The sequence below is a fragment of the uncultured Ruminococcus sp. genome, from assembly GCF_947301925.1.
In the GTDB taxonomy this organism is placed as follows: Bacteria; Bacillota; Clostridia; order Oscillospirales; family Ruminococcaceae; genus Ruminococcus.
On the sequence record NZ_CAMYUE010000008.1, the window covers coordinates 1 to 13,550 of the forward strand.

14 protein-coding genes are annotated in these 13,550 nt (G+C 51.2%); 8 read left to right on the plus strand and 6 right to left on the minus strand.

The window, feature by feature from the left end; translation table 11 throughout:
• From Q0Y65_RS10085 to Q0Y65_RS10105, 5 genes are all read left to right on the plus strand, one after another.
• Positions 1-841, plus strand: an 841-nt coding sequence (locus Q0Y65_RS10085; RefSeq protein ID WP_297959387.1) for a sodium:alanine symporter family protein, incomplete at its 5' end; no start/stop codon positions are given.
• A 101-nt stretch (positions 842-942) separates the two neighbouring features.
• On the plus strand, positions 943-1,671 hold the full coding sequence (locus Q0Y65_RS10090; protein WP_297959388.1) for an MBL fold metallo-hydrolase: 729 nt from the start codon (positions 943-945) through the stop codon (positions 1,669-1,671).
• A gap of 167 nt (positions 1,672-1,838) precedes the next feature.
• A complete protein-coding gene (locus tag Q0Y65_RS10095; RefSeq protein WP_297959389.1) occupies positions 1,839-2,186 on the plus strand; it encodes a DUF1413 domain-containing protein in 348 nt (115 codons plus the stop codon).
• 4 nt (positions 2,187-2,190) lie between these two features.
• Positions 2,191-2,400, plus strand: a complete 210-nt coding sequence (locus Q0Y65_RS10100) for a hypothetical protein (RefSeq protein WP_297959390.1) — start codon at positions 2,191-2,193, stop codon at positions 2,398-2,400.
• 4 nt (positions 2,401-2,404) lie between these two features.
• Positions 2,405-3,133, plus strand: a complete 729-nt coding sequence (locus tag Q0Y65_RS10105) for a M48 family metallopeptidase (RefSeq protein ID WP_297959391.1) — start codon at positions 2,405-2,407, stop codon at positions 3,131-3,133.
• A 329-nt stretch (positions 3,134-3,462) separates the two neighbouring features.
• Here Q0Y65_RS10105 and Q0Y65_RS10110 read toward each other — a convergent pair whose 3' ends face one another.
• Both Q0Y65_RS10110 and Q0Y65_RS10115 read right to left on the minus strand, forming a co-directional pair.
• On the minus strand, positions 3,463-4,761 hold the full coding sequence (locus tag Q0Y65_RS10110; protein WP_297959392.1) for a hypothetical protein: 1,299 nt from the start codon (positions 4,759-4,761) through the stop codon (positions 3,463-3,465).
• Between the two features lie 205 nt (positions 4,762-4,966).
• A complete protein-coding gene (locus Q0Y65_RS10115; RefSeq protein ID WP_297959393.1) occupies positions 4,967-7,726 on the minus strand; it encodes a 1,4-beta-glucanase in 2,760 nt (919 codons plus the stop codon).
• 689 nt (positions 7,727-8,415) lie between these two features.
• Between Q0Y65_RS10115 and Q0Y65_RS10120 the strand changes: the two genes are divergently transcribed.
• From Q0Y65_RS10120 to Q0Y65_RS10130, 3 genes are read left to right on the plus strand one after another with little or no spacing between them, the layout of a single operon-like run.
• A complete protein-coding gene (locus Q0Y65_RS10120; protein ID WP_297959394.1) occupies positions 8,416-9,732 on the plus strand; it encodes a sensor histidine kinase in 1,317 nt (438 codons plus the stop codon).
• Positions 9,713-10,516: a LytTR family DNA-binding domain-containing protein gene (locus tag Q0Y65_RS10125; RefSeq protein WP_297959395.1), complete on the plus strand. Its 804-nt coding sequence runs from the start codon at positions 9,713-9,715 to the stop codon at positions 10,514-10,516. The genes Q0Y65_RS10120 and Q0Y65_RS10125 overlap by 20 nt, the downstream gene beginning before the upstream one ends.
• Positions 10,517-10,525: 9 nt before the next feature.
• Entirely contained in the window at positions 10,526-11,404 is an 879-nt protein-coding gene (locus Q0Y65_RS10130) for an alpha/beta hydrolase (protein WP_297959396.1), read from the plus strand.
• A gap of 52 nt (positions 11,405-11,456) precedes the next feature.
• Here Q0Y65_RS10130 and Q0Y65_RS10135 read toward each other — a convergent pair whose 3' ends face one another.
• From Q0Y65_RS10135 to Q0Y65_RS10150, 4 genes are read right to left on the minus strand one after another with little or no spacing between them, the layout of a single operon-like run.
• A complete protein-coding gene (locus Q0Y65_RS10135) occupies positions 11,457-12,380 on the minus strand; it encodes a hypothetical protein (RefSeq protein ID WP_297959397.1) in 924 nt (307 codons plus the stop codon).
• Positions 12,377-12,772: a hypothetical protein gene (locus Q0Y65_RS10140; RefSeq protein ID WP_297959398.1), complete on the minus strand. Its 396-nt coding sequence runs from the start codon at positions 12,770-12,772 to the stop codon at positions 12,377-12,379. Before Q0Y65_RS10140 ends, Q0Y65_RS10135 begins: the two co-directional genes overlap by 4 nt.
• Complete coding sequence (locus tag Q0Y65_RS10145) at positions 12,769-13,179, minus strand: hypothetical protein (protein WP_297959399.1); 411 nt, start codon at positions 13,177-13,179, stop codon at positions 12,769-12,771. The genes Q0Y65_RS10140 and Q0Y65_RS10145 overlap by 4 nt, the downstream gene beginning before the upstream one ends.
• On the minus strand, positions 13,176-13,547 hold the full coding sequence (locus Q0Y65_RS10150; protein WP_297959400.1) for a hypothetical protein: 372 nt from the start codon (positions 13,545-13,547) through the stop codon (positions 13,176-13,178). Before Q0Y65_RS10150 ends, Q0Y65_RS10145 begins: the two co-directional genes overlap by 4 nt.
• Positions 13,548-13,550 lie beyond the last annotated feature (3 nt).

Below are 13,550 nucleotides of genomic sequence, written 5' to 3' on the forward strand. Positions count from 1 at the left end.
ATACACATGGACAACGGTCATTGCGGGAGCTCTTATAACCCTGCTTACCGCCCTCATAGTTATCGGCGGCATAAAGCGTATCGCCACGGTCTCCGAGGTAGTTGTGCCCGTGATGATAATAGCCTATGCAGGCTGCTGTCTCGCCATAATAATCTGCCACATCACAGAGATACCCTCGGCATTCGCCTCCATAATCAGAGGCGCCTTCAGCTTCAAAGCCGCAGCAGGCGGCGCCGCCGGCACGGTAATGATGCAGGCTGTGAAAAGCGGCGTGGCAAGAGGCATATTCTCCAATGAAGCAGGGCTCGGCTCGGCACCTATCGCCGCAGCCGCCGCAAAGACAAAGGAGCCCGTCCGCCAGGGACTTGTCACCATGACAGGCACCTTCATAGATACCATAATCGTATGCACCATGACGGGACTTGCCATAATCATGTCGGGAAGCCACAACACCTCCGGGCTCAAAGGCGTTATGATAACCATGGACGCCTTTGATTACGGACTCCCCTTCAGTGAAAAGATCTCCTCATTCATACTTATGTCCTGTCTTGCGGTATTTGCCTTCACTACGATCCTTGGCTGGAACTACTATTCCGAGCGCTGTCTGTCCTATCTGACAGGAGCGAGCAGGAAGGTCACAGCAATATACAGGTGGATATATATAGCAGCTGTATTCATAGGACCGTATCTTGCAGTAGAAGCGGTGTGGAACATAGCCGATATATTCAACGGTCTCATGGCCATACCCAACGTCATCGCCATAATAATGCTCTCGGGAGTTGTCTCCGCCGAGACAAAGGATTATCTGGCCAGACTGAAAGCAGGAAAGGTCAGCGAATAGTATTGTCCTGCCTCTTTCCAAAGAGGAGTATGCGCTTTTATTTATCGGCGGTGATCTATGGCTCAACAGCACTTCAGCTCATGCAAAAGGAGGATATAACGATGCACACATGGACAACCGTATCAGGAACTAAAGTAATAAGGCTCAACAACTTCAGATGCAGCTGTTATTTTATTGTTAAAGGTAACAACGCAGTTTTAGTCGACACAAGTATCAGAGCGGAAAGATCCATTATTGAAAGAGCTATGAAGAAGAACGGTATCAAGAAGCCTTCTGCTGTGGTGCTTACGCATAATCATTTCGACCATGCAGGGAATGCGGAATTTTTCAGAAGGAAATACAAATGCGATGTCCTGATACATGAAAAAGACTATGAGGGCCTGCGAAAAGGGTACACATATCTTCCCGACGGTATGGCTCAGCCGTTCAGGCGGGCTGTCGGGTTTATCAATTCAAGAAGAATTATCCTGCCGTTTCAGAAATTCCCTCCATGTCCCGGAGCTGTACCTGTAAGCGATGGTGTGACCCTGGAAAAATACGGTATAAATGCACGGATAATATCTACTCCGGGACATACTGACGGTTCTGTCAGTATTATTGTGGATAACGAGATAGCGCTGGTAGGTGATTGCATGGTACGCTCCGTAAACGGAGAGATCTTTCCTCCATTCGCTGAACATCCTGACGAAGTTGCAGGATCATGGATCAGACTTGTCAATACAGGGTGCCGTCTTTTCCTTCCCGCTCACGGTAAAGAGAATTCATCGGAACACGTAAGGAAAAAAATAAAAAAGCAGCTTGATACAATCAGGCATGGCAAGAGCAAATAATATAAACGAAACCGGATCAGTTATCTGATCCGTTTTTTCGTATCAGCCTGTTGCCTGTCCTGACTTATCTGATTTTGGGTATTGACAAATGATAATTGCTGTGTTATAATATAGAAAACGCAGGGTTTGTACCATGCGTACTTATATACCATGCCGAGGTGAATACCATGTCAAAGATAGTAAAATTCTCCCTGTCCGACGAGAGCTATGAGCTCCTTTGCGGACGCGCCGAGGAAAAACGACTCTCATTGCAGGACTATATCCGCATGGAGCTCTTTCCCGATGCGGTAAAGCTCACGCCCCTTGACGCCATAAAGGAAGCGCTGAAAAAGTACAATGCAGGAGAGAGCTTCACCGTCCCCGAGATACTGGGCGACAGGTGGGACCTTCCCAACGGAGAGGCAGGCCAGTTCGGCAAGAAGTTCTTCCAGCTGGTGGAATCGGAGTACAGCAGCGAGCTGGAATTCGCAGGACTCAACAGAAACAAGAGAGCGGTATACCGCAGAAAGGGTTGATATCATGAACAGAACCGTAATAAACGCAGCCATAAGAGGCAGTATAGCGGCAACAGTGCTGAGAAACGGCACATATAACACAAGGGCGGCCATATCGGCGCTGTCCGCAGCCTTCGGAGTACCCAAGCAGGTAATAGCGGGCAATATCAGCTGGCTGGTGCGTTCGGGACAGCTTGGCATAAGACGCTGTCCGCCCAATTCCGCCCTTTACTGATACAATGGCAGAGACAGGAAAGCTCCGCAGGGCAGAGACCTCCAGCGGAGCCATAGAGTATATCCTCGAACGCAAGAAGGTCAAAAACATAAACCTTCATGTCCGCAGGGACTGCACTGTGTATGTATCTGCGCCGCGGTATGTTCCCGTAAGGGAGATAGAGTGCTTCATTGCCGAGAAAAGCCGCTATATATTACAGGCGCAGGAGTACTACAGGAGCCGCGCAGAAGCAGTCCCCCGCCCTGTTTACACCGACGGCGCTGCGGTGAAGCTGCTGGGGCGGGATATGGAGCTGAAGGTGATACAATCAGACCGACAGCAGGTCACGTCAGATGATGAACGCATATATATCATGTTAAAGGACGCAGCCGACACGGAACGCATAGAAAGGCTTTACAGCCAATGGCTGGCGAAGCGGTGCAGCGAGGAGCTGACGGCGATAACTCAGGAGGTATGGCAGGACTTCCAACCTCTGGGGATACATCTGCCCGCACTAAAGATCAGGACCATGAAAGCAAGGTGGGGAAGCTGTCATTACGGAAAGGGCATGATAGTGCTGAACAGGCGGCTCATTGAAGCTCCGCCCCGCTGTATCGCCCATGTGGTAGCCCATGAGCTCTGTCATTTCATATATCCGAACCACTCGGCAGATTTCTACGCTCTCCTTGACCGTATGTCTCCCGACTGGCGCAGCGCAAAGACAGAGCTGGAACGCCTTGTCATACTTCGGTAGCTGATACAAAGCAAAACTTTACACTTTAACTTTGCTGGCTCCATGAAAGGGATTCCAAAGGGTTTACAACCCTTTGGTCAGGTCAAGGGCTGACAGCCCTTGCGGGGTTCGGGGCAGCGCCCTGAATACATCAGGCGCTCCGCAAGTGTGAATCCCGAAAACAATCCAGTGAATTGTTTTCGGGAGAGGGACGCCCTGCAAGTGAGGGCGTCCCCTGATGGAACATCGAGGATGCCGTCCCTGCAATTACAAACAGCAGCCGGATAAACACAAAGCCCCGGGGCATAATGCCTCGGGGCTTTATCTTACGGATATTATAGCAGAAGCTCTTAGTTCTTCTTGATATTAGTCTCCTTCTTGCACTCATAGTAGAACTTGTCCTCAACAGCCTTGTAGAGATCGTCAAGGTTCTCATATCCTACATAGAGAACGTCGTCGATAGCGAATGCGTCGCCTGAAACGCCGAAGAAGTTGGAGTAGCTGGGCTCGTTGTAGCTTGAAGCGTCATAATCGCTGTCATCGTTACCGGGTGAGAGAACGTTCTGATACCAAGCGAAGTAGTAGTATACCTTCTCGCCCTTCTTTGCTGCCTCGGTAGGCTTCTCTGTAGCCTTCTCGGTAGTTGCTTCAGTAGCTGTCTCGCCTGCCTTTGTGGTAGTTGCGCCCTCAGCAGTTGTAGTAGCAGCCTCTGTAGCCTTCTCGGTAGCAGCCTCTGTAGTGGGCTCCTCCTCTTCTCCGCCTGCTTCCTTGGTAAGAGTTGTTGTTACCTTGTATACATAGCAGAGAGCATTCTTCATGCTGTAGTTCTCTTCCTTGGGGATATAGAGGTTTACACCGAGGAGCTCGATATCCTCAAGCTTCTTCTTCTCCCAGTTGTCCTCAACATCTTCCATGAAGCGATCCTGAGCGTACTTGTCCATCTTGTCGTAGGACTTCTTCTCGATCTCGGAGATCTTTGTAACGTACTGCTGGAGACCCTCAACGGTGAACTCCTTCTCGAATTTCTCGGGAACATAACCCTGACGGAAGCACTCGTCCTTGGTGTCGTCCTCGTCGTAGCCGAATGTAACTGTTACCTTGTCGCCGTTGCTGAGGCCGTAGCTCTTATCAGCATAGAATGAGATATAGTCAACAGGGAGCTTGTCGTAGTCCAAGCTGAGCTGGCCGTCGGGACCTACGCCGCTGTATGTGATATCAAGGTACTCAAAGGGATCGAACTTCTTAGCTTCTTCAAGGTCCTTTACAGTGATGGTCTTGTCGCTGAGCTTGAGCTTGATCTTGTACTTGTTCTCAAGCTTCTCAACATCATCGTCGTCCCACTCGAAAACGATCTCGTCACCGTTTGAAAGTGAGCTTGTCTTGTCGAGCTCGCCGCCGAGATACTTCTGGAGCTTCTTAACAGCTCTCTCGATAGCGTGATCGTCCTTCTTGCTCTTGATGCCGAATGCCTTGAGGTTATCGGTTACCATCTTCTCGTAATCGATCTCATAATCGGCAGTGGCGATAGTGTCCATGCCATTGAACTCTACCTTCAGGTAGTCGTTGGGATTGATAGTTGCTTCGCCGCAGCCAACCAGCAGAACAGCAGCGATGGGAAGGACTGCGATAGCTTTCAGATTCTTCTTCATTTCTCATACCTCCTTGGATATTTGAACAAAATCAAATTACAAATATATTATAACAAACAAAAATACTTCCGTCAATTGACAAATATACAGTTTTTTCCATATATAACCGCTTATTTTTTGCGATTTTTTCATTTTTTGCCAAAAATTGCCGCCAAAGCAGAAAACCCGCAGGCATTTCACCGAAATACCTGCGGGCTGATGATCTTTATTTCTCGGGGAGCTCCCCTATCTTGTGAAGCAGGAAGTTCTGTATAGCCAGAGCGTCGCTTGAGGTCATACCGTCAAAGCTGCCGGAGCAGTCTGCGTTCTCTCTGCCCTGAGCGGTCAGATGCCCCTTATCGGTGCCGTTGAGGCCGTACTTGTTGGGGTTGGCCAGAGCCTGCATGATGAGGATAGCGTCTGCCAGCTCGATCTTGCCGTCGCAGTTGGAATCCCCTGCCTTGTAGTTCTTGCCGGTAACAGCAGGAGCCGAGGTAGTAGTTGTAGTGGTTACCACAGGCTTTGCTGTAGTCGTTGTGGTCTTTGTCACAGGCGGCTTCTCTCCGCTTGCTATCTGTCCGTAGACGATACCGCAGCCTACAGTTGACATATACACCTTGCCGAACTCGTCCATATCGCCCACAAGATAGTTGCCGTTGCCTGTGCCGCCGTAGAGATGGTCTGTGTTGATACATACCCATGTAGCGCCGCCGTCTGTGGAGCGGTAGATGCCCTCCTTGTCGTCCTCCTGAGGCTTGCCGTATATGAACAGGGTATTCACGCCGCCTGCTTTTTCGGGAGCTCCGTAGCCAACGCACTTCGCATAGGATACGCTGTCAAGCTTGCTGACGTTCCTGCCGCCGTCGGATATGACGTACATACCGTACCAGCCTGCCGCAATAGCTACCTTTCCGTTTCCGAGGTAAGCAGGATCGCCTGTGTTATCGCACATATCGTACCTGCAAAGGGTGGTCTCGGTAAATGTAGCGCCGTAGTCGGTGCTGACAGCAAATGCGTAGTGAGCGTCCTCAAGAGGAGGCTCTTTGAGATTTGGATTTGAAGACCAGTACTCGTTATATTTCAGTACATTTGCGTAAACGATCTTGGGATCCTTGGGATCAACAAGAGTATATACTCCCTTGGTGGCATTTATGCCTGTGCTCTTGTTCCAGGTCTTGCCGAAGTCGTCAGTGTAGGAGACCGCACCTGTTGCGCTGGTATTTATTATCCTGTACTTACCCTTTGCCAGCTCCGTTATGGAGAGCTTTCCGCCTGTGCAGGCAGGCTCGAACACATTCCATGTCTTGCCGCGGTCGGTGGTATAGTATCCGCTGCCTGTATTATTTCCGTCACCATTGGCGGTTCTTGCCCATACGTCCGTGTTCTGAGGGCATACGGCAATAGCCGAGGTCGAGCCCATATTTGGCTGATACTGAAGGCCTATCTCGTCCACCTTAGTGTGTACGAAGCCGTCGTAGTCGCCGATAGCCGACAGGTCGAGGCCGTCCTCCGTGCTGACGAAGTCAAGGGAAACTACCTCCTCTATACCGTCGGGGTTGAAGGTAAAGGTGGGGAGGTTATCCTCGTCGGTGCTCCAGATATTCTCTGCGATGAAAACGCCGTTGCCCGAGGTTATGAACATCCTGTTGTGGTCTCTGGGGTCTGTCACTACAGTGCCCGACCAGTGGATGGCCTTGTCCCTTATCCACGAATAGCCGCCGTCCCGGAGATAATTTGATATGAGAGGCTGTTCCCAGCCCTTGGTCTTTCCGGGAGTGAAGTTCTGCCAGGTCTGTCCGCCGTCAAATGAGCGGAAGTACTGGTCGCCCCATGCAGGGCCGTGCTCCTCTGTCCAGGGCTCCCACTCCTGATCCTTCCAGCTTCCGCAGCTTCCTGCGATAAGGTGATCGGGATTTGTGGGGTCTGCCCAGATAGAGCCCAGACCCACATCAAGAGCCTCGACTATCTGTGTGGGATCCTGCTCGCCGGGGAGCCTGCTGAAAAGATGTGTGGTCTTTCCTGTCCTTGGCGAATAGCGGAAGCCGCCGCCCTGTCCGCCGCCGAAGGCAAGACCCAGCATATATGTTATGAGCAGGTCACCGTTGGCGTCGAGATTGATCCTGGACGGAAACAGATTTGTGGGCAGCTCCTTTGAGAGCACCGAGAACTCATCGTCCTTCACGTCGGCAACGTGGATATTTGCGACACCTGTCTTTGAAGTGGCAACATACACCTTGCCGCCTGTTATAGCGATAGCAGCCACGCCGTTCTGGAGGTTGTATTCTCCTTCAAGGGTACAGCGGGCGATATTTTCTGTCCATTTGGGCCACTTTGTGGTCTTGTCGAAGAGTCCCAGCTGATCGTAGCCGATAACGGGCTCCCATGTCTCGCCGCCGTCGGTGGACTTGATGAGGGCGGACTTTGAGTTCTTGTCCGCAGTAACGTCGCCGCCTGCGTAGATTATCTTGGGGTTATCGGGGTCTACGGCTATGGACTCGCCGCACTGACGGCCGTCGCCGTTGCCCATTACCTTTATGAGGTTGGTAACGTTTATTTCCTTGAAGGTCCTGCCGCCGTCGGTGGTCTTGAAGATGACCGTTTTCTCCGAGGAGAAGTAAGCGCAGCCGCAGAGGAAATAGACCGTATTGTCGTCTGTGGGGTCAATGGCCATAGCGTCAACGCTGAGGAGACCGCGGTCCGCCTCATTGATGAAGCCGAAGAGCTGCTCCCAGCTCTCTGTGTCATAGTTGTACTTGTACGCGCCGCCTACGTCCGTTCTTGCGTACATATCCTTCTTGCCTGTAACGATTCCCGAAACGAAGCCGCCTCCGCCTATTTTGAGGGTGCCCCATTCCATGGTCTGCGAGATGTCCTCTGAGGCCGCATAAGCCTTTCCCGCTCTCTCCGCAGTGCCTGAAACGGAGCAGCAGCCCAGACTTATGAACAGCGCACAAAGACCTGCCATAGTCTTTTTCATTGCTTTCATCTGTGATCTTCCTTTCTGTGTTTATTTTGAAAAATCAACGGTCATGTTTTCTTTCCGAGTTCATTTTAGCATTTAAGAAATACGGTGTCAATGGATTTACAGCGTTATGACATTATCGGATATAATGAGAATACTATATTGCAGAAGCCAAAAATGAACATTCCGTTAAACCCTGCGGAGACAAAAAAAGTGCGCAGTCACTATGACTGCGCATACACAACTTATGAACAATGAAGATAAATACAACCCCTTGAAAGAAATTATCGCTTTCAATGCTCCGCCTGAATGAGAGGGGCGGAGCTAAAAAACACTGAGAGGAAACGTAGCAAGGGAAGCGTCAGGCCGACAGCGGCGATATCAACATAACGCACCACGACTGTAACCCCCCTGCCGTGCTGCGGCACAAACGCCTCCGCTTATCTACAATCACGATATATACATATCATATCCCAAAAGTATTATATCACAGCCTGTTCCACACGGTTCAACAAAAACGCTGTTTTTCCGGCTTTTTTGCAAAAAATCATGTAAAAACTCCACAAAAGCGGAAAAATCGCGGCCCGCAAAGTCCTCATTTCCCCTTTCCCCGAAAAAAACTCACAAAAAACAGCAATTCTTTTCTTTACAAACAGTGCATAATGTGATATAATGCTATTATATATTTATTTTAATGACAGGGGGGCGGCTGTATGGAGCTGATGTCTCACCTTATATCCTACAATTTCGTTTCGGCAGCCATGATACTCGGCATCGTCATAATGCTCATAGAGAACCGCAAGGAGCGTCCCTACGGTACAGAGCATATCGCCATAATCGTTGTTATGCTGTCCATAATCGTAGTCAATACCGAGCTGAAGGAATGGTTCTTCAATTCCGTCTACGACCCCGACATGGACTACAGAGGCGACGCGGCCACGGGCTTCGTCTATTTCCGCTCCTGCATAGAGCATATACTTTTCCCCATGATAGCCTATGTGGAGCTGCTCCTCATAACCCCCGTAAAGAAGAAGTACATACTTTTCATACCCGAGCTGGTGCTCATAATATGCGAGATCCTAAACCTCTTCGGCCCCAAGATAATATTCAGCTACAACAGGCACCTCGATTTCAGTGACGGTCCCCTTTTCCTCATGCCCTATTTTGTCGGCATGATCTACCTGCTTCTCCTTCTGAGATACTCCATAGTATTCCTGAAGGAAAAGAAGATGAGCAAGGGTATCGCGGTTGTATTCATCGTTTTCCTGACCATACTTGAATGTTACCTTGAAGCCGCCTATATCGTGGTGGATCTTATGGACGAGATAGTAGCCCTCGACGTTATCATCTACTACTTCTATCTGGTAGCCATTTACCACAGCGAGACCAAGATCAAGCTCCGTACCAGCGAGCTTGAGCTGGAGAGGAGCCGCCGCGTGGTAGCTCTCTCACAGATACAGCCACATTTCATGTACAATTCCCTCACCTCTATAATATACCTCTGCGACAAGGACACCCAGAAGGCAAAGAACGCCCTCATAGACTTCTCAAAGTATCTGAGGAAGAACGTTGACTCTCTCAGCCAGAAGGGACTTGTGTCCATCAAGGACGAGCTCCAGCACACAAAGGTATACCTCTCCCTTGAAAAGCTCCGCTTTGACGAGGACCTCAACGTTGAATTCGACATAAAGGACGATATGTTCACCCTCCCCGTACTCACCCTCCAGCCAATGGTGGAAAACGCCGTAAAGCACGGCATCAACGGCTCCGAGAGCGGCTGCGGAACCGTCAGGGTCACCACCGAGGAGACGGATATGTACCATAGGATAACCATAACCGACGACGGCGCAGGCTTCGACACCGAAGCCCTCGAAGAGCTGGATGACAGCCATGTGGGCATCGCAAACGTCCGCAAGCGCCTTATGGACGAGTGCGGCGGCGAACTCATAATAAACAGCGTTCCCGACAAGGGAACAGAATGTATCATACTTATCCCGAAGGAGAATCACGATGAAAATACTGGCGATTGACGATGAAAGATACGCACTCCAGATGCTGGTCGAGACCTTGCACAAGGTAAATCCGGAAGCCGAGATAGTAGCCTTCCGCCGTGCTTCACAGTTCCTCGAATACGAGGAGAAGGACAGCTTCGACGCAGCCTTTCTTGATATCCGCATAGGCAAGATGTCGGGCATACAGGTGGCCATCGAGCTGAAAAAGCACTCCCCCCACTGCAATATAGTATTCGTGACCAGCTATTCGGAATATGCCTTTGCCGCCATACAGATGCGTCCCAGCGGCTACATAATGAAGCCCTATACCGAGGAGGATATCCGCAACGAATTCGATAACTTCAGATATCACCCCGAGCAGGAAAAGAAGCACAGCGACAAGCTGAAGATACGCACCTTCGGAAACTTCCGCGTTTTCGGCAGCGACGATACCCCGCTGAAGTTCTCACGCACCATTTCCAAGGAGATATTCGCCTACCTCATAGACCAGTGCGGCTATCCCGTCACCAGCAAGGAGATAGCCTCCGACGTGCTGGAGGTGGAGGACTTCGACCGTCCCACCTCAAAGAAGGTGTCGCAGTACGTCTCCGACCTGATAAAGGATATCGAGGCCGCAGGCTTCCACAACGTAATAATCAAGCAGAACCGCCAGATACAGGTGAACAAGGAGGCGGTCGACTGCGACCTCTACGACCTGTTCGCAGGAGATTCCGCCGCCATGAACTCCTATCACGGCGAATACATGATAGATTATTCATGGGCTGAGATTAGCGATTCCGCCGAGAGGATAAAGTCACTTTAAGGAGGCACCATGTCTGTAAAAAGCAACATATTCAGAAAAATGTGTACACAAAGCGACACCGAAAGGGACGCAGGACTCACAACTCCCCCCGAGGTGGAACGCTTTGACGATATAAGATACGGCAGCAGCGGCTGCAAGGAAAAATGGGATATCCTGGACGTATACCGTCCTAAGTCGGAAAAGGGCAAGCTCCCCGTTATAGTCAGCTTCCACGGCGGCGGCTGGGTATACGGCGACAAGAACGTATACCAGTTCTACTGCATGGAGCTTGCAAAGCGGGGCTTCGCAGTAGTGAACTACTCCTACAGGCTCGCCCCCGAATACCGCTATCCCGCCCCCTTTGAGGACACCAACGAGGTGTTCTGCTGGCTGCTGGAAAACGCTGAAAAATACGGCTTCGACACCGATAATATCTTCGGCGTGGGAGACTCCGCAGGAGCCCTGGGCATAGGCCTCTACGCCTGTATAGTCACCGATGAGGAATATGCGAAGAACTACAGCTTCAAAGTCCCCGAAGGACTGAAAATAAAGGGTCTTGCGCTGAACTGCGGCATCTACAGGATAGAGGATACCGCCACGGTAAGATCACTGAAGGATTTCATCAGAAAGCAGGACTATCCCGCCATACTTGACAAGCTCAACATGGTGAACATAGTCGGCGGCAGCTTCCCGCCCTGCTTCATAATGACCGCAAAGGGCGACTTCCTTGTAAAGGAGCCTCAGTACCTCATGGAGAGCCTTGACAGAGCAGGAGTCAGATACGAGTACAAGCTCTACGGCACCGATGAGGAGCCCCTTGGTCATGTTTTCCACTGCAATGTACGTCTCCCACAGGCTCAGGAGGCCAACGACGACGAATGCAGCTTCTTCAGGTCCCTCATGACCTGACGTCCTATACACAGAAATATCCCGCAGCATGAAAACCGCTGCGGGATATTTTTCATGAGGGGAACTTGTCCGTGTATACGCCGATTTCGGTGACTATGCCTGCGCTGCTGCCGCTTATGCTGACAGAGCCGATACGTCCGCCGCTGACGGCGCCGAAGCTGACAAGGTCTGATATATCCTCGCCGCCGTAGCCCCCGTAGGAGCAGAATACCCTCTTCTGTCCGCGGAAGTCGTACTTGTCGCGGTACACAAGAGCCTGCTGGGGCGAATAGAGGAAGCGCATATCCAGATCGAAGTATTTGTGCCTTACGATCTTCAGCCGCTCCACATCGCTGTCGGTGAGGTCGAAGTCCCCGTAGGTGCCGCCCATATTGGCCATATGATAGCCGCTGGCAAGACGGCTGTCCGTAAGCTCCGTCCCCAGGGAAAGCAGCTTCGCGCCGCGCAGGTCGAAGCTTGCGGGAGATGCCTCCGAACTTATCCTCACCGTGTTGGTGCCCCTTATGTAGGGATATGTGCCCAGCAGCTTGTATGACAGATTTGCCGCCGCGTCCCACATGGAGGTATTTGGACGGACATAGATATAGCTGCTGTCGTCGGCATTGTACTCATGGGTCACATAGGGCAGGGTGTAGAAGTTATCCATGAGCATATTGAAGGATATGTTCATTTTCAGTCCCGGCTCTATCTGGTTCTGGGTCAGCAGAGAGGTGAAGCCCCTTGAACTTACGCTCATGAAGCGCTCGCCTTTCCTGCTCTCCCAGCGGATATTGTCGATGAGACCGTGATGAACGGTATGACCGCCCACTGTGAGCAGTACCTCCGCAGCCTCCTCAAAGGAGCTGTGCTCCGCTTTTACTCTTGCCCTCAGTGTGGTATAAGGAGTATATCTGTCCTTATCGAACATAAAGCTGAGAACTGTGTTCTCCGCAAGGGAAGTACCGTCTGCGGTCTTTACCGTAAGCACCGCCGTCATGCTACATTCCCCCTCGTTATGGTCTCCGCAGTTGCAACGGTAACGGATATATCCGCCCATTCGCCGCCCTTGTCCTCAAGGGTGTAGGCCAGCATACGGCAGCCGCTGAAAACCAGCCCCGTATACTCTATGGTAAAGGCCGCCGCCGAGTGTACCAGCCCGTTGAGGCCGAGAATGAAATCCCCGGGAGCGCCCTGAGTGCATACCCTTCCCCTGAAGGTGAGCCTGCTGCTCCTGTAGGCCGAGTTCGTCACGGCGGTGCTGCCGTCAGCAGCCGACTCCTCGTTCATTACCCTTGCCGCGGATATCCTGAAGCTCTCGCAGTAAAGGGTTATACCGCCGATAGCAACAGGCTCGGCCCTGCGCTCCGAAAAAGCCGCTGTACTGCTCATGACGGGCTCCTCTCTGTCCTTGAGATACCGCTGACCGCAAGCCTTACGTCCAGCACAAGGCGCTGTATATTGCTGTCGAACTTGACGCTCATGCCCGAAAGGCGGCAGGTCAGTCCCGACATACCTTCAACGGTCTTTGATATCCTGCTGTCGTAATAGTCGTAGAGCTCCGTCATGGAGCTGCTTTTTGGTGCAGTCACCTTTATATCCGCCTCGGCCTTGAAGGGCATATACACCGTATACGGCGAATAGATAGGCGACGAGGCTTCAAAGGAATTGAAGCCCACCACCGTGAAGAAGCCGCCGCCCTTATGGTCAACGGCCTTTGCGTCAAAGGCGCTGTAAATATCCTCAACGCCCTGTCTGCGCAGCTTTACGATGATATCGTTTATAAGCTCTCTCATCATGACAATGCCTCCTCTCCGCCGGAGAAGCTGCTGAATATAAAGCCCTGCGGCTTGATGAGGTCGCTGCATATCTGCATATAGTCCTTCATCAGCAGCTTTGAATACTCATAGGCGGTATTCTGCGATTCCTTCAGCACCTTTCCCGCATAGGTAACGGCTGCGCGCTCTCTTGCGGCAAGTATCTGCTGGAACCTGTAATATGCTATGGCTGCGGCAAGGTAATTGAGCCTTGTATCGGTCCTGCCCGCGTCGGGACGGAGCATCATGCCCGTCTCGTACATTGCGAGATTTATTATCCTGAAGTATTCAATGCCGTTTTCCTCGCCTGTGAAAAGCTCAAATATCTCGGTGATATCACTTATATCCATAAT